Genomic DNA, 21,460 nt, shown 5'->3' with positions numbered 1-21,460 from the left:
AGAGGGATATGGCGCATTTCGTTGTGGTTGGGGCAGGTCAGGCGGGCTCGGCTCTGGTGGCCAAGCTGCGGTCCGATGGGTTTGACGGGCAAATCACCCTGATCGGGGAAGAGCCGCACCCCCCCTACCAGCGCCCGCCGCTGTCGAAGGCCTATCTGCTGGGCGAGATGGAGCTGGAGCGCCTTTTCCTGCGCCCCGCCGAATTCTACGCCGAAAAGGACATCACCCTGAAGCTGGGTGAAAAGGTGACGGCCATCGATCCGGCCGCGCGCACCCTGACCGTGGGGGGCGAAACCCTTGCCTATGACGAACTGGCGCTGACCACCGGGTCGATCCCGCGCCGCCTGCCCGCCGCCGTGGGCGGCGATCTGGACGGGGTCTATACCGTACGGACGCTGGCCGATGTCGATGCCATGCGCGACGAATTCAAACCGGGCCGCCATGTCGTGATCATCGGCGGCGGTTATATCGGGCTGGAGGCTGCGGCCGTGGCGGCCAAGCTGGGCCTGACGGTCACCGTGGTGGAAATGGCGCCGCGCATCCTGCAACGCGTGGCCGCGCCCGAAACCTCGGCTTATTTCCGCGAACTGCATGGCGCGCATGGCGTGCGGATCGCGGAAGGCGTGGGCCTTGACCGTCTGGTCGGCGAAGGCCATGTCACCGCCGCCCGCCTGACCAATGGCGAGGAGCTGCGCGCCGATTTCGTCATCGCGGGCGTGGGCATCCTGCCCGCGACCGAACTGGCAGAACTTGCGGGCTGCGTGCTGGAAAACGGCATCCGCACCGATGAACAGGGCCGCACCTCGGTGCCGCATATCTGGGCGGCGGGGGATTGCGCCTCGTTCCCGCACAAAGGCGGGCGCCTGCGGCTGGAGTCGGTGGGCAATGCCATCGACCAGTCGGAAATCGTGGCCGAAAACATGCTGGCCAAGGACACGAGCTATGAGGCCAAGCCCTGGTTCTGGTCCGATCAGTATGACTGCAAACTGCAGATCGCGGGTCTGAACACCGGCTATGACAGCATCACCACCCGCAAGGGCGAGGGCGACGCCATCAGCTTCTGGTATTATCAGGGCGACCGGCTGCTGGCCGTCGATGCCATGAACGACCCGCGCGCCTATATGGTCGGCAAGCGTCTGATCGAAATGGGCAAAAGCCCCAGCCCCGAGGCCGTGGCCGCAGCGGCCGACCTCAAGGCGCTGCTCAAGGCATGAGGATCATCGGCGGATCGGCACGCGGCCTGAAACTGGCCGATGTGGGTGAGGGCGATGCCAAGGCGCATCTGCGCCCCACCACCGACCGTGTCCGCGAATCGATCTTCAACCTGCTCATCAATGGTCGGGTCGCCCAGTCGGGCGATCCGCTGCGCGGGGCGCGGGTGCTGGATCTTTTCGCCGGCACTGGCGCTCTGGGGCTTGAGGCGCTGTCGCGCGGCGCGGCGCGGGTGGCCTTTGTCGATGATGGCGCCACCGCGCGCGCGCTGCTGCGCCGCAATATCGAGCTGATGCGCGCCATGGGCACCACCGATGTCTGGCGGCGCGATGCCACGACCATGGGTCCGAACCGCGGCGCGGGCTATGACCTTGTGTTCATGGACCCACCCTATGGCATGGGTCTGGGCGAAAGGGCGCTGGCCTCTTGTGTCGCGGGGGGCTGGCTTCAGCCCGGCGCGCTGATCGTCTGGGAAGAAAACACGCCCCCGATCGTGCCGGAAGGGTTTGAAGAGATCGACCAACGCAAGTATGGCGATACCTTCATCACTCTTCTGAGGGCACCATGATACCAGCAGCGGTCTTGTTCGATTGTGACGGCGTGGTCATCGACAGCGAACCGCCGACCTTCGACCTGCTGGCCGAGGATCTGTCGCAACGCGGCCTGACGCTGAGCCATGCGGAAATGGAGCGGCTGTTTCTGGGCGGCACCATCGAACGGGTCGGCAAGATCGCGCGCGAGCTGGGCGGGGATATTCCCAATGACTGGGTGCCCTATTTCTACGACCGGCTTTATGCACGTCTGGCCGAGGGCGCACCGCTGATCCCCGGGGTCTTGGGCGTGTTCGAGGCGCTGGATGCCGCCGGTGTGCCCTATGCCATCGGGTCGAACGGCACCGGCCGGAAGATGGAGATCACCATCGGCCAGCACCCCGATCTGGCCCGCCGCCTGCAAGGTCGCCTCTTTTCCGGCGTCGATCTGAAGATGCTGAAGCCCGCGCCAGACCTTTACCTGCATGCCGCGCGCGCCCTTGGCGCCGATCCGGCGCGCTGCGTGGTGATCGAAGACAGCGCCACGGGCGCGCGGGCGGCGCGCGCCGCGGGGATGCGCTGCATGGGCTATGCCCCTACTGGCGCCACCGCCGCACTTTTGGCCGAAGGGGCCGAACCCTTTGCCCGCATGGCCGATTTGCCCGGTCTTCTGGGCCTCTGATCAAAGACGCGCGGCCAGCCGCGTGCCCTGATCGATCGCGCGTTTCGCGTCCAGCTCTGCCGCGACATCGGCCCCGCCAATCACATGCGGGGTGATCCCCAGCGCCTGCAAACCGGGCAGCAGGCTGCGGTCGGGTTCCTGCCCCGCACAGATCACCACACTGTCCACCGGCAGCACCTGCGCCTGACCCTGCACCGTTATGGCCAGCCCCTCGGACGTGATGCCGTCATATTGGACCCCGCCCATCATCCGCACGCCCTTCATCTGCAGCGCGGCGCGATGGATCCAGCCGGTCGTCTTGCCCAGCTTGCGGCCGGGCTTTTCCGGTTTGCGCTGCAAAAGCCAGACTTCGCGGGCCGCAGGTTCGGGTTGCGGACCTTCGGGGGCAAGGCCGCCGGGCTGCGCGGCCGGGTCCCCCACGCCCCATTCCCGCCGCCAGAGGCCCGCGTTCAGCGTCGCGCTGGGGCCATGCTGCACCAGAAACTCGGCCACGTCGAACCCGATGCCCCCGGCCCCGATCACGGCGACCCGCGCGCCCACGGGGGCGCCGCGCAACACCGCGCGGTAACCCAGCACCTTGGGCGCAGTCTCGCCGGGAATTCCCGCCGCGCGGGGCTGGATGCCGGTGGCCAGCACCACCTCGTCAAAGCCGGTCAGTCGGTCGGGGGTCACCTCGGCCCCCAGATGGGCCGTGATGGTGCTGGCGGCAAGGCTCGCCTCGAACCAGCGGATCAGGCCCGCGAATTCCTCTTTGCCCGGCACGCTGGCGGCCAGATGCAGCTGCCCGCCGACCTGCGCGGCGCGATCGAACAGATGCACATCATGCCCCCGCGCAGCGGCAGTCAGCGCCGCCGACAGGCCCGCAGGCCCTGCCCCCACCACCGCAATCCGACGCGGGGCAGTGGCGGGTGTCAGCGACAGTTCGGTTTCATGGCAGGCGCGCGGGTTCACAAGGCACGAGGTCAGCTTGCCGGAAAACGTATGATCGAGGCAGGCCTGATTGCAGGCGATGCAGGGTGCAATCAGCGCCGCCTGACCGGCCGCCGCCTTGGCCACGAAATCGGGGTCCGCAAGGAAGGGTCGCGCCATCGACACCATATCGGCCTGCCCTGTCGCCAGCAGGCTTTCCGCCAGCTCCGGCGTATTGATCCGGTTCGAGGTAATGACCGGGATCCCTACCTCGGGACGCAGCCGTGCGGTCAGATGGGCAAAGGCCGCCCGTGGGACCGAGGTCGCAATTGTCGGCACCCGCGCCTCATGCCAGCCGATCCCGGTATTCAGGACCGAGGCCCCGGCCGCCTCGATCCCCCTGGCCAGCTGCACGACCTCATCCCAGGTAGAGCCATCGGGGATCAGATCGATCAGCGAGATGCGGTAGATCAGCAGCGCCTCGCCAATGGCGGCGCGGACCCGGCGCACCACCTCAAGCGGCAGGCGCATGCGGTTTTCATAACTGCCGCCCCAGCGATCTTCGCGCCGGTTGGTGTGACGCACCAGAAACTGATTGAGGAAATAGCCCTCTGACCCCATGACCTCGACCCCGTCATAGCCCGCCTCGATGGCGCGGGTTGCAGCGGTGACGATGTCGGCGATCTGCTTTTCGATCCCCGCCTCATCCAGCGCGCGCGGGACAAAGGGCGAAATGGGCGATTTCACCGCCGAGGCGGAGACGCAGTCCTTGCCATAGGCATAGCGACCGGCATGCAGGATCTGCATCGCGATGCGCCCGCCCGCAGCATGGACCCGGTCGGTCACGCGGCGGTGGTTCAGAATATCCTGCGCGGTGTAAAGACCGGCGGCGCCCGGAAAGACGCCGCCTTCGGCATTGGGGGCCATGCCGCCCGTGACCATCAGACCCACACCGCCCCGCGCGCGGGTGGCATAGAATTCGGCCACGCGGTCCCAGTCGCCGGTTTCTTCAAGCCCCGTATGCATCGACCCCATCATCACGCGGTTCTTCAGCGTGACCGCCCCGAGCGTGATCGGGGACATGAGATGGGGATAGGTCATGGGACGCTCCTGTCGTGGCTTGGGCCAGATTGGCAAAGCCGGGCAAGGCTGTCATCGCCAACGCTGCGTCACGACCGGCCCCCGGCAGGCTGGGCTGCCGGGGGCGGCGGGTCAGTTGGCCGGTGCCATATGCCCGTGATGCATGGTGGAATGGTCCATCCCATCGGCCGGATCGACCATGAATTCGAACGGAACCCGCCCGGCCTTTTCAAAGACCAGGGTTGCGGGGATCATGTCGCCTTCATGCAGTGTCGCGGTCAGGCCCATCAGCATGATGTGCATCTCACCGGGTTCAAGAACGATGGTATCACCGGCGGGAACTTCGACCCCCTCCAGCGCAGTCATCCGCGCGATACCGTCATCGCCGGTTTCGGTGCCGTGGAGTTTTGCGCTTTTGGCGATGGGGGTTTCGATGGCGATCAGGCGATCCGCCTCGGGGCCATCATTCGAGATGCCCATATAGCCCGCAGCCGTCTTGGCGCTGGCAGAGGGCACGGGGATATGCGGATGGATGATTTCCAGCGCGCCCTGGCGAACGCTATGGGCATGGGCGGTGGTCGAGATCAGAAGGGCGGCCATCAGGCCTGGAAGAAGACGCATGACATTGATCCTTGGTCAAAAAAAGCGAGGGCAGGCAGCCGGATGGCCGCTGCGCAGACAGCAAAGGATCAGACGAGGGGTGGCGCGCGGGCGCCGTGTCGGGTGATATGCGCCGGAACCGGCAGACGGGCGGGCGCCGACACGAGGCGCAGCACCAGAGGGCGCGGATCGAAGCGCACCACCGCGACGGGGGTGGGCAGCGCAGCCCCGGCGGTCAGATGGCAGACCGGGCATTCATCGCCCCGCGCCTGACCGTCCATGCCCTTGGCGCAAAGATCTGACGCATCGCCCCAGGCCGCGACATAGGCCGCAAGTCCCGCATTCCCCGCCACCGGCACACGATGACCAAACCCGATTGCCAGCAGGGCAAGGGTCAGGATCGGCAGCAACCAAGCTGCAAAACGGGGGCTTCGGGGCGAAAACATGCGGCTGTCTTGCCCCAAAGCCGCCCTGCCTGCAACGGGCTTGCGGGCCAGATCCGGTGCCGGAGCGGGCACTTTGCCCCATACGACCCGTTTCCGATCGGAAACGACATTTCCGCTTGCCGCGGCGTCTGATTCCCCCTATCCAGATCAGCGGGAAACCCCTCCCCACCGAGGGGCGTTTATCTGGAAGGATACCATGGCTGATTTGATCGCCCCGGCACAGCGCCCGGCCAACCCGCGCTTTTCGTCTGGCCCCTGCGCCAAGATCCCCGGCTTCTCCGTTGACATGCTTGCTGATGCGCCGTTCGGCCGCTCGCACCGTGCTGCCATCGGCAAATCGAAGCTGAAAGAGGCGATCGACCTGACCCGTGAAATTCTGGGCGTCCCTGCGGATTACCGCATCGGGATCGTGCCCGCCTCGGATACCGGCGCCGTCGAAATGGCGCTGTGGAGCCTGCTGGGCGCGCGCCCGGTGGAAATGCTGGCCTGGGAAAGCTTTGGCGAAGGCTGGGTCACCGATGTGGTGAAGCAGCTGAAGCTGGACGCCAAGGTCCAGATCGCCCCCTATGGCGAGATTGTCGATTTCGCCACCGTCGATTTTGACCGCGATGTCGTCTTCACCTGGAACGGCACCACCTCGGGCTGCCGCGTGCCGAATGGCGATGCCATCCCGGCCACCCGCGCGGGCCTGACGATCTGCGACGCCACCAGCGCCGCCTTCGCCATGGACCTGCCTTGGGACAAGCTCGACGTGACGACCTTCAGCTGGCAGAAGGTGCTGGGCGGGGAAGGCGCGCATGGCGTGCTGATCCTGTCGCCGCGCGCGGTGGAACGGCTGGAAAGCTATACCCCCGCCTGGCCGCTGCCCAAGATTTTCCGCCTCACCTCGAAGGGCAAGCTGATCGAAGGCATCTTCGTCGGCGAAACCATCAACACGCCCTCGATGCTTTGCGTCGAAGACTATCTGGTGGCGCTGAAATGGGCCAAGTCGATCGGCGGTCTGCCGGGGCTGATCGCGCGGAGCGAGGCGAATGCCAAGGCCATCGCCGATTTCATCGCGGACAAACCCTGGATCGCCAATCTGGCAGTGGACCCGGCAACGGCCTCTTGCACCTCGGTCTGCCTGAAGTTCACCGATCCGCGCATCACCGACGGGGCGACCTTCGCCAAGAACGTTGCAAAGCGGCTGGAGAAAGAGGGCGTGGCCCTTGACGCCGGCGCCTATCGCGACGCCCCGCCCGGCCTGCGCATCTGGTGTGGCGCCACGGTGGAACAGACCGATGTCGCGGCGCTGATGCCGTGGATCGAATACGCCTTCAACGCCGAAATCGCAACGCTGGCCCAGGCGGCCTGAGGCTGCCTGACCGCGCCTGACGCATTTGACGGGTGGGGGAAAACCCCCACCCTGCTTTCCAGACATATCTTCAAGGAACCACCGCAATGGCCCCCCGCGTTCTCGTTTCCGACGAACTTTCCGAAACCGCCGTCCAGATCTTCCGCGACCGTGGCGTCGAGGTCGACTACATGCCGAAGCTTGGCAAGGACAAGGAAAAGCTGGCCGAAATCATCGGTCAGTATGACGGCCTTGCCATCCGCTCGGCGACCAAAGTCACCGAAAAGCTGCTGGAAAATGCCACCAACCTGAAGGTGGTGGGCCGCGCCGGGATCGGCGTGGACAATGTGGATATCCCGGCCGCCTCGAAAAAGGGCGTGATCGTGATGAACACGCCTTTCGGCAACTCGATCACCACGGCCGAACATGCCATCGCCATGATGTTCGCCATCGCCCGCCAGATCCCCGAGGCCAATGCCTCGACCCATGCGGGCAAATGGGAAAAGTCCAAGTTCATGGGAGTCGAGTTGTTCAACAAGACGCTGGGCGTGATCGGGGCCGGGAACATCGGCGGCATCGTCTGCGACCGCGCCGTTGGCCTGAAGATGAAGGTCGTGGCCTATGACCCCTTCCTGTCGGAAGAACGCGCCAAGCAGCTGGGCGTGACCAAGGTCGAGCTCGACGATCTGTTGGCCCGCGCCGATTTCATCACCCTGCACGTGCCGCTGACCGACAAGACCCGCAACATCCTGTCGAAGGAAAACCTCGCCAAGACCCGCAAGGGCGTGCGCATCATCAACTGCGCCCGCGGCGGTCTGGTGGATGAGGCGGCGCTGCTTGAGGCGCTGAATTCCGGCCATGTTGCCGGGGCCGCGCTGGACGTGTTCGAGGTGGAGCCCGCGACCGAAAACTCGCTGTTCGGCCACCCCAATGTCGTCTGCACCCCCCACCTTGGTGCCTCGACCACAGAAGCGCAGGAAAACGTCGCCCTGCAGGTGGCGGAACAGATGTCCGACTATCTGCTGACCGGCGCCGTGTCGAACGCGCTGAACATGCCCAATGTCACCGCCGAACAGGCCGCCGTCATGGGGCCGTGGATCAAGCTTGCCGGCCATCTGGGCGCGTTCATCGGCCAGATGACGGATGAGCCGATCCGCGCCATCAACATCCTTTACGATGGCCGCGTGGCAGAGATGAACACCCCCGCGCTGAACCAGGCGGTGATTGCGGGTGTGTTGAAGGCGCAGAACCCCGATGTGAACCTCGTCTCGGCCCCGGTCGTCGCCAAGGACAAGGGCATCCAGATCTCGACCACCCGTCAGGACAAGACCGGCGTGTTTGATGCCTATATCAAGGTGACGATGGTCACGGACAAGCGTGAACGCTCGGTCGCGGGCACCTGCTTTGCCGATGGCAAGCCGCGCTTCATCCAGATCAAGGGCATCAACATCGACGCCGAGGTCGGGGCGCATATGCTCTATACCACCAACGAGGACGTGCCGGGCATCATCGGTCTGCTGGGCATGACCATGGGCAAGAACGGCGTGAACATCGCGAACTTCACCCTTGGCCGGTCGGGCGTGGGGCAGGATGCGATTGCGCTGCTCTACCTCGATCAGGCGATTGACCCCAAGGTGGTCGATACGCTCGAGGCGACGGGCATGTTCAGCCAGGTCAAGCCGCTGCAATTCGAAGTGGCCTGATCCATCGCTGTTTCGCAAAGGCCGGGGGCAACCCCGGCCTTTGCGCTTTCTGGCGCCCGGTGCGGGGCGGATGCTTGCAGGATCAGGGGTTTGAAGATGCGCGCCTATGCCATCGGGGATATTCACGGCCATCTGGCCCTGCTGGAACGCGCCCATGCGCGGATTGCGGCAGATATGGAACGGCACGGCCCCGCCCCGATCATCCATCTGGGCGATCTGGTGGACCGCGGCCCCGACAGCCGCGGCGTGATCGAATTTCTGTTGGCCGGTCAGGCGCGCGGCGCGGATTGGGAGGTGCTGAAAGGCAACCACGACCGCATGTTCCTGCGCTTTCTCGACGATCCCCATGCGCCCGAACCCGGCCTGCGCGAAGGGCTGAGTTGGCTGCACCCTCGCCTCGGCGGGGCAACAACGCTGGCCTCCTACGGCATCCACGCGCCGGGCGATCGCCCGATTGCGCCGGTGCATCGCGATGCGCTGGCCGCCGTGCCGCAGGCGCAGCGCGACTGGCTGGCGGCGCGGCCCACCCATCTGGCCATGGGGCCATGGGTCTTTGTCCATGCGGGCATCCGGCCGGGCGTGGCGCTGGCTGATCAGACGGAAACCGATCTGGTCTGGATCCGCGAACCCTTTCTGTCAGACACGCGCGATCACGGGGTTCTGGTGGTGCATGGCCATACCGCCCTGCCCGAGGCGCAGCATTACGGCAATCGCGTCAATATCGACAGCTCCGCCGCCTATGGCGGACCGCTGACCGCCATCGTGCTGGAGGATGACCAGATCCATGTGCTGACCCCGGAAGGCCGGGTGCCGCTGCGCCCAGCTTGAGGGTCAGGCCCGGCTGGCCTCGGCCTCGCGGTTGAGAACACGTGACGCCAGCGCCCCGATTACCACCGCCGTCGCCATGACCGCCAGCACCAGGAAGAACCCGCGCGGGCCCAGCCCCTCGGTCACGCGGGCCAGCACGAAGGGCATGCCGATGCCCCCCACCAGCCCCCCGGCGATGATCAGCGGGGCCACCCGCGGGCCACTGCCCATGCGCGCCACACCTTCGACGAAATAGGCCGGGAAGATCGTCGCGGCAAAGGCGCCCGACAGCACAAAAAGCCAATCTGGCGGCAGCACCACCGCCCCCGCCATGGTCAGCGCCACCCCCGCGACCGACAGCACATATTGCGCGAAAGACCCGATCATATGGGCCACCAGCGTCATCACCACCCGCGCGATAAGGAAGGTCACGAAAAAGGCTGATAGCAGTTCGGCCGCATGGACCTCGGTCGCACCCGCCTGCACCAGGGCCGCGGGGCCAAGGCCGATCAGGCTCGCCTCGAACCCGATGCCGAAGGCGCCCAGCGTCAGGATGGTGAAATCCGGCCGCAGCGGCGCACCGCCCACGGGCACTTCGACCCGGCAGACATCCCGCGCCCTGATCAGCGTCAGCGCAAAGGCCAGTGCCAGCGCGAGGAAGACCAGCCCATAGGCGCCCCCCACCGCAACAAAGGCCAGCGGCGCCAAAATCGCCCCCGCGCCGAAGACGGCATTGATCAGGTTCAGCATGGCCGGTCCGCGCGCACCAAAGGCCGCCAGAAGTCGCGGGTTGAAGACCACCGCCGCGCAGCCCTGCCCCAGACCCGCCATAAAGGCACCGGCCAGCGTCGCGCCCCAGCCCAGACCCGCGCCCAGCAGCACCGCCCCCGTCAGCAGCGCCAAGAGCAACCGGCGCGGCGTCATGCGGTTGCCCAGCAGGAACATCGCGGCAACCCCACCGGCCGAGCCGACCCAATGCACAGTGAACAGCACCGAAACCTCGGCCAGGCTGACCTGCATTTCCCGCGCGAGCACCGGCAGGGCGGGGCCATAGACGGCCTGCAACCCGCCCATAAAAAAGAAGGTCGCAATCCCGACCATCAGAAGAAGCATCCGGCCCTGTGCCGCCTCGGTCATGTTCTGCCCCTGTCCTGCGCGCGCCCGTGCTTCTGCCTCTCGGGCCGTCTTGTCAATCGGGGGCGTGAGCGGAGCGCCGCGCTAGCGCAGCCAAAAGCGCACACGGTTCGACCGCCCCTCGGCATCGACGACGCTGAGCGTGACAAACCCCAGCCCCGCCATGGGCAAGACCGTCTCACGCTGACGCAGGCCCGTCTGCACCGGCACGCCATCGGCCAGCAAGGTGAAGGGCGCCGTGCCGCCACGCAGCTTGACCAGAAGCTGCCCCTCCAGCCGCTCGACCTCGGCCCCGTCAGGGGGGAAGGTCAGCACCGGGGCATCTGCCGCCACCTGAAACGCCGCCTCGCGCGACCGGAACCGGCGCAGTGGTTGCGGCAATTGCGCGTTGGACACCAGAAGCGTGGCAGGGGGCGGTGGAGGCAGCGGCGTCAGGCTGCGGCTGACCCGGCCCATGACCTGAAACAGGATCGGCGCGGCCAGATCACCACCAAAAGCCCCCGGAACCGGGGTGCCATCGGCCCGCCCCATCCAGACCCCGGCAACATAGCGACCGTCAAACCCGATCGCCCAGGCATCGCGATAGCCGTAAGAGGTGCCGGTCTTGTAGGCGAGCCGGTTTTCCGGCGCCCCCGCCGGGGGCGGCAGGCCCGAAAGAATATCGGCCACCTGCCAGGCCGCGACAGCCGACATCAGGCGCTGGCCCTCGGCCCCGTCGCCGGTAAAACGCAGGGGCAGTGCCACGCCGCCCCGCGCGATGGCCGCGTAAAGCTGCACCATATCGGTCAGCGTCACGCCCACGCCCCCCAGGCTGATGGCAAGGCCCGGCTCATCCCCCTTCAGCGCGGGCGCCATACCCGCCCGCCGCATCGCCGCAATCACCTTGGCCGGACCCAGCGCATCAGTCAGAAGCACCACCGGAATGTTCAGCGATTGCTGCAATGCATCCCGCACCCGCAGCGTGCCGCGATAGATCTTGTCAAAGTTCTGCGGTGCATAGGTGCCGAAACTGACGGGCTTGTCGTCGATCAGGGTTTCGGGGTGGGCCAGCCCCTCATCGAAGGCCAGACCATAGACCAGCGGCTTCAACGTCGATCCGGGCGATCGCAGCGCCATGGTCATATCGACAAAGCCCTGCCGCTGATCCGCGACAAACCCCGCCGATCCGACCGAGGCGAGGATTTCGCCCGATTGGTGATCGGCCACCAGAATGGCGATCTGCATCTGCGCCCCCCGGTCGGCCACCGCCTGCCGCGCCAATCCCTCAAGCCCGCGCTGCACCCCGGCATCCAGCGTCAGCACATGGCGCGGCCGGCTTGGGGCGGCACGCACCGCCCGGTCGGCCAGATGGGGGGCGAGCATCGGCACCGGCAGTCGCGCTTGTGGCACCTGTTCGCCCCGTGTTTCCCGTGCTTCCTCGGCCGTCAGCAGCCCGTCGCGTAGCGCGCGCTCCAACACCCGGTCGCGCGCCGCAACCGCACGGCCGGGGTGGCGGTCGGGGCGCCGCCCCTCGGGCGACTGGGGGATCGCCACCAGCAGCGCCGCCTCGGCCGGGGTCAGGCGGCGTGGCTCCTTACCGAAATAGGCAAGACTTGCGGCGCGCACGCCTTCCAGATTGCCGCCAAAGGGCGCAAGGTGCAGATAAAGCTGCAAAATCTGCGCTTTGGTCAGACGTTGTTCCAACGCCAGCGCCACCCGCATCTGGCGAAGCTTGCCTGCAACGGCGCCCGTCCCGCTTTCCTCCAGCAGCCGGGCGACCTGCATCGTCAGGGTCGAGCCGCCCGAAACCACCCGCCCATTCCAGACCGCCTGCGCCACGGCACGGCCAAGCGCCCGCAGATCCACCCCGCCATGCTGCCAGAACCGCTTGTCCTCATAGGCGACCAGCATGGCGATATAACGGGGGTCCACCGCATCGGGGGTGACGGCCATGCGCCAACGCCCATCGGCTACGGTATAGGCGCGCAGCAGGATGCCGCCGCGATCCACCACCTCGGTCGAGGTGGCAAGCGTCAGGGACGGCAAATCAGTTGCGGCAATCCAGTCGCGCCCCCGATCCATGCCAAAGGCCGCCACCCAAAGGGCAGCGGCCAAGGCCAGGGGATAGCGCGCGCGCATCATTCCGTGATCGTGATCTGGCCTGTCCCGCTTTGGGCGCGGAAATCGGGGCGGTACATGTCTTCGACCGAGGCCGAAGGATGCGTGAATTGCCCCGGCGAGACTGCGCGCACGATGTAACCCAGCCGGAAAGGCGCGTTGTCATACCGATCCAGCGCGGCAAGAAAGCGATCCTGCCGGAATTCGGTATGGCTGGTTTCGGCCAGCAGCCCCAGCCCATCCAGCGCCTGCACATTGCCGCCGCTGATCAGATTGGGGTTGTCGATCTCGAACCCGGCGGGCAGCGGATCGCTGACCATCAGCCGCGCCTCGCCGGTGCCGAAGGGTGTCACCTCCAGCACGGCAACCAGACGGGTGCCGACCTTCACCTGATCGGGCGTCACGGGGGCGCCTTCCAGCGTGTAATACTGCCGGGTGATGGCATAACCATTGCCGCCCGCCGCCACCGGATCGGACGGCACGCCATAGGTGGTCACCGTCAGCGCGGTTTTGGCGCCCGTGTTTTCCACCACAACCGGCGCGTCGCCATCGGCCAGCGCGCGGACCAGCGGGCCTTCCGGGGCCGCACCATTCAGCGTGACATCGGCCGCCCCCCCGTCAATCAGCGCGTTCGAGGCCAGCAGCGTCCAGACGCTTTCCTGCGTGGACATAGCACCAGCGGTTGCGATCCGCGCCACCAGCGCCTCGCGGTCCACGGCCTGCGATCCGGATTCGACGGCGAGCGTCAGCAACCCCGCCGCATCACGCAGATTGGTGCCGTAGTCGGCGCGCAGGACCTGGGCCGTTTCGGGTTGGGCCGCATCCAGCGCGGCCATGGCCTTGCGGAACATGGCATCGGCGCGCAGCGGATCACCGTAGGACGCCAGCGCCGCCCCCAGCTGCGCCTGTGCCAGGGGCGTGGCAAAGGCATCGCCCTTCACATCCGCATAATAGCGCAGATCCCCCACCGCAGCGGCGCCTTCGCGCGCCAGAACCAGCAGCGCATAGGCCAGATCCTGCCCGCCGCTGTCGAAATCGGCATAGTAGTTCACCTGATTTCTGAGATTGTCCAAGGCATTGCGGAAGGCCAGATCCGGCACCGCATGGCCCTGCGCCCGCGCCCGACTGAGGAAATCGGTCACATAGGCATCAAGCCAGAGATCCCCGCCACTGTATTCCGGCGCCGACCACAGGCCAAAGGCGCCTTCGCCATTCTGGTTCTGCAGGATCTCTGTCACCGCCTGATCGATCCGAAGGCCGATATTCTCGGCCCCCCTCAGCTGCATCGCCTGCGCGACCTGATCGAAATAAACCAGCGGCAGCGCGCGCGAAGTCATCTGTTCGGTGCAGCCATAGGGATAGCGGTCCAGCGCCGCGAGGACACCCGGCACATTCAGCCGCGCCAGCGGGCCAATGGCGAGCGTGGCCTTGCCGGTGCCGGGCTGCATCCCTGCGAAAACGCTGGTGTCAAAGGTGAAGGTCTGCCCCGATTCCAGATCAAGGCGCGAAATGCGCGCGACCTCGGGTTCGTTCGACTGCACCGGCAGGACCAGTTTCTTCACCAGATCGCGGCCATCGGGCGTGGTCAGGGTGACGGTAACGGTCTGCACCCCCGCCGCCACGGCACGCAGCGGCACGCGGATCACCTGTTTCTGTTTTTCGCCAAGGTCCACCTCGGCCGGAACGTCGCCCAACGTCAGCCCCCCGGCCTGCACCGCCAGCTTCATGCGCCCGGCAGGGCCGGTGGCATGGACGATTTCCAGCAGCATCCGGCTTTCATCGCCTGGCGCCATGAAGCGCGGGACCGAGGCGGTCACGACCACGGGATCACGCACCAGAACATCGGCCTGCGCCTGCCCGACGGCACGGCCCGACCAAGCCACGGCCATCACCTTGACCGTGCCGTTGAAGGACGGCAGGTCAAAGCTGACCTTGGCCAGCCCATCCGGCCCCACGGCGACAGGGCCGGTGAAATAAGCCACCAGCTCTTCCGTGGGCGGGGGGGCCTGCAGGCGGGCCTGCGCCCCGGCGTCCCCGCCAGACCGAACCTGCCCCTCGGCCCCGTTCAGCCCGTCGATCAGGCGCCCGTACACATCACGGATGCCGACACCCAGCTTGCGCTGGCCGAAGTAATGGCTCGCAGGATCGGGTGCCTTGAACCCGGTCAGGTTCAGGATCCCCACATCCACCGCCGCCACGGTGACAAAGGCGGTATCGCCCTCGGCCAGCCCCTTGACGCGCACCGCCAGATCGACCGGGCCACGCGGTGCAGCCTCGGCCGGGGCTTCGACCGCCACATCCAGTTTCGCCGCACCCGGATCAATCGCCGCATGGGTCAGGCCCAACGACCGCGCCGGGTTGCGCCCCGCCGCCACATCCATCGGCCGCAGGACCGAGGCCGTGACATAGACACCCGCGCCCCATTCATCGGTCACGGGCAGGTCGATCAGGTTCTCGCCCTCGGCCACATCGACCGAGGTCATCGACACCAGCCGGTTCGACATGACCATGACCAGCGCCTTGCCCGCCGCGCGCGGCACCAGCCGCAGCTTGGCCACTTCACCCGGCTTGTAGGCGGGTTTGTCGAGCGAAAGTTCCAGCGTGTCGGGTGTCGCGGTCGTATCGGCGGGCGCATACCACCCGGCATAGAAGGTGGTCGAGGTTTCAGCCGACGTGCCATCGACGCGCGCCACCGACAGCTCATACTGGCCCCATTTCACCGGCGCCCCGATCTGCACCGGGCTGCCCCCCAGATCAACCTTGCCATCGGCCACGCGGGTGCGGGTGGTCACAGGTTCCCAGTTCCAGTTGCCGGAATAGTTATACCATTGATAATTCGTCTCGATCCGCGTCAGCTCCCACGCGACCTGCATGGGGGCGGGGGTTTCCTCGGGGCTGACGCCAATCAGTTCGAACCGCGCCTCACCACCTTCGGGGACCTCGCCCTTGAACAGCGGTTTGACCCCGATCATCGGCGCCGAGGGCGTCAGGATCCGTTCCACCCGGCGCTCGACCGGGCGACCCGATCCCTCGGCAATCCGCAAGGTGAAGCGCGCCTGAAGCGGGCGGCCGGGATCTTCCACTGCGGGGATCATGGCGCTGACGCTGGCCTTGCCCGCCGCATCGGTGCGGGTTCCTGCGGGGATCGCCTCCATCTGCGCGATGACCGGGCCGTCGTGGCGGCCGAAGACATAGCCGGGGAACTTCGGCAGCTCCTTGGCATCGCGCAGCAGGATTTCGCCTTCGATCCCCAGATCGGCGCCGGGGGCACCAAAGAGGTATTTCGCCTCAACATCGATCTGCGCCAGATCGCCCAACCGCAGCGGCCCGTCTGCCAGCGTCAGGTCATAATCGATGCGCTCGGGCAGGAAATCTTCGACAAGGAAGGTCTGGCTGGCCAGCGGATCGGCCTCAAGATCGGCGAAAACCTCCATCCGCCAGACCCCGCGCGGGGCGGACCCGGCGATAGGCTGGGCAAAGACATGGCCGCCCTTGCCGCCATCAGGGGCCTGGATCCGGGCATATTCCACCCCGTCAGGACGTTTGAATACGGCGGTCAGGGGCAGGCCCTCAATCGCCACGGCCTGCGCGTCGCGCGCCAGTGCGGTGGCAAAGACGGTTTCCCCGGCACGGTAGGCGCCGCGATCGGTGGTCAGGAAGACATCCACCGGCCCTGCGGCCTCGCGCCCCTCAACCCCGCGATCGGAAAGGTCAAACTCCGGATCGGTCAGCGACAGGAAGGCCATGTCGTGCGCCCCGTCGCGCAAGACCAGCATGGCCGGTGCCGCCCCGCCCACACCCCGCGCCAGCCCCGCGTCGAAGCGGGCATAGCCCGTTTCATCCGTGGTCGCGGTGCCCAGCACCGCATTGGCGCGGCTGAGGAGTTCGACTGTAACCCCCGCCTTCGCATCGGCCGTGGCAAGACTGCGGACGATGACATGTAGCCCGTCCGTCCCCGACAGCGAGGTCACGCCCAGATCGGTGACCACAAACCATTGCCAGGCGGCTGGAATGGTATAGGGGTCCACCCCCGGGACGGCAGCCTTGAGCGCATAGATCCCAGCAGGCAGCCCCTTGATCGCCTCGGCCAGCGGCAGGCGGGTGGTGACATCCTTGTTCACATCCTGAACCACCGTGGCGCTGCCGGTCCAAAGCCGTTCGCCCACATCATCGGTAAAGCCCATTTCCTGATATTCAGCGATGGGCCAATCGACAAAGCCGCTCTGAACCGCCCGCAGGATGTTGCGGTCAGACACACGGAAAAGCGCAAGATCAAGCGCTTCGGTATTCACCGTGACCACAGGCAGCGCGGCACTGTCGGTCTTGGGCAGCACATAGGCCCGCCCCGCAAAACGCACGCCCGGCTGACGGTCGCGGACATAGGAATTGATCGTGACGGACTTGGCCAGAACCTGCCCATCGGCCGAGGGCAGACCTTCACGGAAGGTCAGCTGATAGCGTTTGCCATGCTGCACCCCCTCCACGCAAAGCTGCCGCCACCCGCCGGGCTGCACGGTCAAACCCGGTTCGGGCAGTTGCACGAAAGGCGCGTAATCCAACCCCGCTTCGACCAGATTTTCCGACAGGTTCACGCAGATGCGCGGGCGGGCATTGTCGGATTGCACATCGGTTTCCAGCACGCGGAAACCATACTTTCCGGCCGCATCCTCAAGCAGGGCTGCGGTGTCGTCGCGGGGCTGGGTGTCCTGCGCCAGACGCAGCGCCTTGACCATATCCGACCCGCGGCCGATCTGCTCCAGCGCCTGGGCCATGACCACCAGGCTCGTGTGGCGCAGGGCCTTGTTGGGGCTACGCAAATAGGCATTGATCGCCGCAAGCAGCGCGCGATCCTGCGCCTGCCCGGTGTCGCCCTGATTGGCCTGCGCCTGCTGCAGCGACAGGCGGGAATATTCCACCCAAAGCTCGGGCTTGTCGGTCACATTCACTGCTGCGCCGGCATAGTTGGCGGCCTCAAGGGCGTTGCCTTGCGCCTCCATTTCTTGCGCGCTTGCCATATGGTCCTCGGCACTCCACTGGCCCGAGGTATGGTCATTCGCCAGCCCCTGCGCCAAGGTCAGGGCGCGGGAAAAATCATCCTCTGACAGGAAGGTCAGCTCGGCCTTGCGGGCCGGGGCATTGGCCACGACCTTGGCATCATTCGCGACCAGACGGCCCGAAAGCGCTCCCTGATAAAAAGCCTCCTCGCCCGGATCGGCCTTGAGAAAACAGGACCCGTTCCGCGTGTTGAAGGTGAAATGCGTGCAGGATTGGTGGGCAAGGCAGGCGCGTTCGCAGGCCTCCAGCGTGGTGTCGAATTGCGTCGCCACATCGCCGCCGGGCAAGTCGGCATCCTCGCTCAGAACAAAGCGCTTGGCCGGAATCACCTCTTGCGCGGAGGCGGCCATGGGCAGCATCAGCCCCGACAGAACCAGCCCCAAAAGGGCCGCGCGGCGGAAGAAACGCATGAAATATCCTCCTGAAATCTGGGGGGATGCTGCCACGGCCCCGCATTTCGCGCAATCACCGCCTTCGCGTTAAGGGTTGTTTCACCCCAATCCGCCAGCCTTGGGCGGGAAAGGGCCAGAATGGCCGCTGCGGAACGGGAATCGCATGGACCTGATGGATCGGCTGGCAAAGGAACGGCGGGCGCGGCTGGCAGCGGAACGCCTGCTGGAGCAAAAAAGCCGCGAGCTGTTTGCGGCCAATGAAAAGCTGGCGTTGCATGCCCGGTCCCTCTCGGATCAGATTTTTGAACAGCGGCAAGTCGTGAAATCGGCGTTGTCCGAGGCCGAGGCGCTCAAGGGGCAGAACCTGCGCTTTCTGGGTGATCTGGAACGCGCGCACACCGCCGCGGTCATGGCGGAACGGCGGCTGTGGGATTCCATCGAAACCATCCGCGACGGGTTTGCCGTGTTCGATGCCGCCAATCGGCTGGTGGCGGCGAATGGCGCATTTCGCGCATTGTTTGACTGCAACGATATCGCACCGGGTCAGGATTACGCCGCCCTTCTCGCCGCCATCGCGCAAGAGGGGATCGTCAACATCGGGACGGATTCTCCGGACGATTGGTGCCGCAAGATGATCGCCCGCTGGGACAATGACCCCATTGAACCCGTGGTGCTGCATCTCACCTCGGGGCCTTGGGTGCGGCTGGTCGACCGGCGCGCGCGGGATGGTGATATGGTGTGTCTCGCGCTCGACATCACTGAACAGATGCGGATCTGGGCCGCGATCGAGGCGATCCCCGATGGGTTCGTGCTGTTTGACCGCGAAGACCGGCTGATGGTCTGCAATCAGCGCTACCGCGACCTCTACGCCGAAAGCGCCGAGGCCATGGTTCCCGGCGCCACCTTTGAGGATATCCTGCGTTTCGGGCTGAAAAACGGCCAATACCCCGATGCGCTGGGGCAAGAGGAAGCCTGGATCGAGGAACGGCTCGCGCTGCGGGCCCGGCCCGGCGTCGATTTCGAACACCGCGTCGCCGACCACCGCTGGCTGCGGGTGATTGATCAGGAAACACCCGACGGGGGCCGGGTGGGTCTGCGCGTCGATGTGACGGCCGCGCGCGATCAGCAGGCCGCGCTGGAGGCCGCGCGCGAAACGGCCGAAGCCGCAGTGCGCGCGAAATCCGCCTTCCTCGCGAATATGAGCCATGAGATCCGCACCCCCATGAATGGAGTCGTGGGCATGGCGGAACTGCTCTGCGACACGCCCCTGACCGAGGAGCAGCGCCTCTTCGCCGAAACCATCCGATCTTCGGGCGAGGCGCTTCTGGTGATCATCAACGACATCCTCGACTATTCCAAGATCGAGGCTGCAGGCCTGACCCTGCGCCCCGAACCCTTCGATCTGGAACGGGTCATCCATGAAGTTTCAATGCTTTTGCAGCCGCGCGCCCGGGCCAAGGGGGTCGATCTTCTGATCGACTTCGACATGTTCCTGCCCACCCGCTTCGTGGGCGATCCGGGGCGTTTGCGGCAGGTCTTGACCAATCTCATCGGCAATGCTGTCAAGTTCACCGAGGCGGGCCACGTACTGATCCGCATCGTCGGGATCGAGGATCAGGCCGGGGTGCAGCAGCTCCATATCACGGTCGAAGATACGGGTATCGGCATCGCGGCCGAGCATCTCGACCATATCTTCGGTGAATTCAATCAGGTGGAATCCGAGGCGAACCGCAAATTCGAGGGCACAGGGCTGGGCCTCGCAATCACGGAACGGCTGATCCGTCACATGGGCGGGACTGTCTGGGTCGATAGCGAACTGGGGCGCGGGTCCTGTTTCGGCTTCCGTCTTGCCCTGCCCGTGGCCGAGGCAGGCGATGACCACCCCGTCCCGGTTTCGATCCGCCGCGCGCTGGTGGTGGATGACAAATTCATCAACCGCACCATTCTCGATCGCCAGCTTGCGACCTGCGGAGCAGAAACAGCACTCTGCAGGTCGGGGGCCGAGGCGCTGCAGCTTTTGGAACAGGACCGCAACTTCGACGTGATCCTCGTCGATCAGGACATGCCGGATCTGGAAGGAACGGCGCTGGCGCTGGCCCTGCAGGAGCAGGGGCTGACGATCCCGGTTCTGCTGCTCTGCGGCAATCCTGCGCTCGCGCGCGAGGCTGCGGGGGCCGGGGCGGTGACGGCTTTCCTGCAAAAACCTCTGCTGCGTTCCGATCTCTATCGCAGGCTTCAGGCGCTGAGCCCGGCCCCCCTGCCCACGCCCGCGCCACCTGCCCCGCAGCGCCGCATGCGCGTTCTTGCGGCCGAGGATAACCGCACCAACCAGCTGGTCTTCCGCAAGATGATCAAGGACCTTGATCTGGAACTGGCCATTGCGAACAACGGGTTGGAGGCTGTCGCCCTGTTCGAGAACTTTGCGCCAGACCTGATCTTCATGGATATTTCCATGCCCGAAATGGACGGGCGTGATGCCGCCCGCGCGATCCGTCAGCTTGAAGGCGGCCAGTCCCATGTGCCGATCATCGCGCTGACTGCCCATGCGATGGCCGGCGATTCCGAAGGGATTCTGGCCGCGGGGATCGACCATTACCTGACCAAACCCCTGCGCCGCAGCGCGATCTGCGAGGCGTTGGCCCGCTTCTGCCCAGAGGGGGCGCTGCTCGCCTCCCTTGATCGTCAGGCGGATTCCGCCGCATGATCCTGTCGGGAAAACACCCAGCGGTCGCCCTCGGACTGCCCAGGGTCAAATCGGTAGCCACCTATGTCAAAGCCCTGCAGATCGGTGGGGTCGGTCAGGCGATGTTCGGTGATATAGCGGGCCATCGCGCCACGCGCTTTCTTGGCCCAGAAGCTCACGACCTTGGCCGTCCCCGCACGTTCTTCCAGAAACACCGGGGTGATCACGCGCAGCCGCAGCGCGCGCAGGTCCACCGCCGAGAAATACTCGACCGAAGCGCAATTCACCAAAACCCCCGTCCCGGCTTCTTCCGCCGTCTGGTTCAGCGCCTGTGCCAGCTGTTCGCCCCAATAGGCGTAGAGATCGCCGCCGCGCGGGTTCTTCAGACGCGACCCCATCTCAAGCCGATAGGGTTCAATCACGTCCGTCGGTCGCAGCAAACCATAGAGGCCCGAAAGGATACGGAGATGCAGACCCGCCCAGCGCCAGGCATCGGCGCCGAGGGTTTTGGCCTCAAGCCCGGCATAGGTATCGCCCGCAAACAGCAAACCGGCAGGCGTCTTGGGCTGGGTGCCGAAGGCGGCAAAACGCTGCTGGTTCAGCTCGCCAATGGCGGCCGAAATCTCCATAAGCTTCCGCAGCTCGGCGACCGAAAGCTCTCGCGCAACCCCGGCGAGCGCGGTTGCATCGGCCAGAAAGGCGGGTTCGGTCGCAGCGATCCCTTCTGGCAGCGGGCGCGGCGCAGGATCGAGGCGTTTTGCAGGGGAAATCACGGTCAGCATGGCGGCTCCTTCGGG

14 protein-coding genes are annotated in these 21,460 nt (G+C 66.0%); 7 read left to right on the top strand and 7 right to left on the bottom strand.

The annotated features are described in order from the left end of the window. Positions 1-8: 8 nt before the first annotated feature. Genes IE101_RS11515 through IE101_RS11505 form a run of 3 tightly spaced genes read left to right on the top strand, consistent with a single transcriptional unit; the run spans position 9 to position 2,424 of the window. Positions 9-1,214 carry an NAD(P)/FAD-dependent oxidoreductase gene (locus IE101_RS11515; RefSeq protein WP_189633981.1) on the top strand — a complete coding sequence of 402 codons (1,206 nt, stop codon included), beginning with the start codon at positions 9-11 and terminating at the stop codon, positions 1,212-1,214. Beyond that, positions 1,211-1,780 (top strand): 16S rRNA (guanine(966)-N(2))-methyltransferase RsmD, encoded by a 570-nt coding sequence (gene rsmD / locus IE101_RS11510; RefSeq protein WP_189633980.1) that lies wholly within the window; start codon positions 1,211-1,213, stop codon positions 1,778-1,780. The genes IE101_RS11515 and rsmD overlap by 4 nt, the downstream gene beginning before the upstream one ends. Next, positions 1,780-2,424, top strand: a complete 645-nt coding sequence (locus IE101_RS11505) for an HAD family hydrolase (RefSeq protein WP_189634059.1) — start codon at positions 1,780-1,782, stop codon at positions 2,422-2,424. The genes rsmD and IE101_RS11505 overlap by 1 nt, the downstream gene beginning before the upstream one ends. Here IE101_RS11505 and IE101_RS11500 read toward each other — a convergent pair whose 3' ends face one another. From IE101_RS11500 to IE101_RS11490, 3 genes are all read right to left on the bottom strand, one after another. Then, on the bottom strand, positions 2,425-4,434 hold the full coding sequence (locus IE101_RS11500; RefSeq protein ID WP_189633979.1) for an NADPH-dependent 2,4-dienoyl-CoA reductase: 2,010 nt from the start codon (positions 4,432-4,434) through the stop codon (positions 2,425-2,427). It lies immediately after the preceding gene. Between the two features lie 111 nt (positions 4,435-4,545). After that, on the bottom strand, positions 4,546-5,034 hold the full coding sequence (locus IE101_RS11495; RefSeq protein ID WP_189633978.1) for a copper chaperone PCu(A)C: 489 nt from the start codon (positions 5,032-5,034) through the stop codon (positions 4,546-4,548). A gap of 68 nt (positions 5,035-5,102) precedes the next feature. Continuing rightward, the gene (locus tag IE101_RS11490; RefSeq protein WP_189633977.1) at positions 5,103-5,459 is read right to left on the bottom strand and encodes a hypothetical protein; all 357 of its coding nucleotides are present in this window, start codon (positions 5,457-5,459) and stop codon (positions 5,103-5,105) included. A 196-nt stretch (positions 5,460-5,655) separates the two neighbouring features. Here IE101_RS11490 and IE101_RS11485 point away from each other — a divergent pair, with 196 nt between their 5' ends. From IE101_RS11485 to IE101_RS11475, 3 genes are all read left to right on the top strand, one after another. Next, complete coding sequence (locus IE101_RS11485; protein WP_189633976.1) at positions 5,656-6,813, top strand: phosphoserine transaminase; 1,158 nt, start codon at positions 5,656-5,658, stop codon at positions 6,811-6,813. 86 nt (positions 6,814-6,899) lie between these two features. Then, positions 6,900-8,495 (top strand): phosphoglycerate dehydrogenase, encoded by a 1,596-nt coding sequence (gene serA / locus IE101_RS11480; protein WP_189633975.1) that lies wholly within the window; start codon positions 6,900-6,902, stop codon positions 8,493-8,495. 96 nt (positions 8,496-8,591) lie between these two features. Continuing rightward, the gene (locus IE101_RS11475) at positions 8,592-9,323 is read left to right on the top strand and encodes a metallophosphoesterase family protein (RefSeq protein ID WP_189633974.1); all 732 of its coding nucleotides are present in this window, start codon (positions 8,592-8,594) and stop codon (positions 9,321-9,323) included. 3 nt (positions 9,324-9,326) lie between these two features. On the opposite strand, the gene IE101_RS11470 is transcribed toward IE101_RS11475, so the two are convergent. From IE101_RS11470 to IE101_RS11460, 3 genes are all read right to left on the bottom strand, one after another. Next, positions 9,327-10,439, bottom strand: coding sequence for an MFS transporter (locus IE101_RS11470; RefSeq protein WP_189633973.1), 1,113 nt, complete (start codon positions 10,437-10,439; stop codon positions 9,327-9,329). Positions 10,440-10,520: 81 nt separating this feature from the next. After that, positions 10,521-12,557, bottom strand: coding sequence for a penicillin-binding protein 1C (pbpC, locus tag IE101_RS11465; RefSeq protein WP_189633972.1), 2,037 nt, complete (start codon positions 12,555-12,557; stop codon positions 10,521-10,523). After that, the gene (locus IE101_RS11460; RefSeq protein WP_189633971.1) at positions 12,554-17,998 is read right to left on the bottom strand and encodes an alpha-2-macroglobulin family protein; all 5,445 of its coding nucleotides are present in this window, start codon (positions 17,996-17,998) and stop codon (positions 12,554-12,556) included. Before IE101_RS11460 ends, pbpC begins: the two co-directional genes overlap by 4 nt. A 145-nt stretch (positions 17,999-18,143) precedes the next feature. Between IE101_RS11460 and IE101_RS11455 the strand changes: the two genes are divergently transcribed. Continuing rightward, positions 18,144-20,684: a hybrid sensor histidine kinase/response regulator gene (locus IE101_RS11455; RefSeq protein ID WP_189633970.1), complete on the top strand. Its 2,541-nt coding sequence runs from the start codon at positions 18,144-18,146 to the stop codon at positions 20,682-20,684. Here IE101_RS11455 and yaaA read toward each other — a convergent pair. Beyond that, complete coding sequence (yaaA, locus tag IE101_RS11450; RefSeq protein WP_189633969.1) at positions 20,663-21,445, bottom strand: peroxide stress protein YaaA; 783 nt, start codon at positions 21,443-21,445, stop codon at positions 20,663-20,665. The genes IE101_RS11455 and yaaA overlap by 22 nt on opposite strands. Between the last annotated feature and the right edge of the window lie 15 nt (positions 21,446-21,460).

This window comes from Gemmobacter lanyuensis, assembly GCF_014652355.1.
Classification (GTDB): domain Bacteria; phylum Pseudomonadota; class Alphaproteobacteria; order Rhodobacterales; family Rhodobacteraceae; genus Gemmobacter; species Gemmobacter lanyuensis.
Note: the sequence above shows the minus strand (reverse complement) of the source record. Positions and strands in the feature narration are given on the sequence as shown.

Excerpts from the sequence above, each read along its gene's own strand:
- IE101_RS11515 (WP_189633981.1), top strand. The coding sequence starts at position 9 with ATGGCGCATTTCGTTGTGGTTGGGGCAGGTCAGGCGGGCTCGGCTCTG.
- rsmD (WP_189633980.1), top strand. The coding sequence starts at position 1,211 with ATGAGGATCATCGGCGGATCGGCACGCGGCCTGAAACTGGCCGATGTG.
- IE101_RS11500 (WP_189633979.1), bottom strand. The coding sequence starts at position 4,434 with ATGACCTATCCCCATCTCATGTCCCCGATCACGCTCGGGGCGGTCACG.
- IE101_RS11495 (WP_189633978.1), bottom strand. The coding sequence starts at position 5,034 with ATGCGTCTTCTTCCAGGCCTGATGGCCGCCCTTCTGATCTCGACCACC.
- IE101_RS11490 (WP_189633977.1), bottom strand. The coding sequence starts at position 5,459 with ATGTTTTCGCCCCGAAGCCCCCGTTTTGCAGCTTGGTTGCTGCCGATC.
- IE101_RS11485 (WP_189633976.1), top strand. The coding sequence starts at position 5,656 with ATGGCTGATTTGATCGCCCCGGCACAGCGCCCGGCCAACCCGCGCTTT.
- serA (WP_189633975.1), top strand. The coding sequence starts at position 6,900 with ATGGCCCCCCGCGTTCTCGTTTCCGACGAACTTTCCGAAACCGCCGTC.
- IE101_RS11475 (WP_189633974.1), top strand. The coding sequence starts at position 8,592 with ATGCGCGCCTATGCCATCGGGGATATTCACGGCCATCTGGCCCTGCTG.
- IE101_RS11470 (WP_189633973.1), bottom strand. The coding sequence starts at position 10,439 with ATGACCGAGGCGGCACAGGGCCGGATGCTTCTTCTGATGGTCGGGATT.
- pbpC (WP_189633972.1), bottom strand. The coding sequence starts at position 12,557 with ATGATGCGCGCGCGCTATCCCCTGGCCTTGGCCGCTGCCCTTTGGGTG.
- IE101_RS11460 (WP_189633971.1), bottom strand. The coding sequence starts at position 17,998 with ATGCGTTTCTTCCGCCGCGCGGCCCTTTTGGGGCTGGTTCTGTCGGGG.
- IE101_RS11455 (WP_189633970.1), top strand. The coding sequence starts at position 18,144 with ATGGACCTGATGGATCGGCTGGCAAAGGAACGGCGGGCGCGGCTGGCA.
- yaaA (WP_189633969.1), bottom strand. The coding sequence starts at position 21,445 with ATGCTGACCGTGATTTCCCCTGCAAAACGCCTCGATCCTGCGCCGCGC.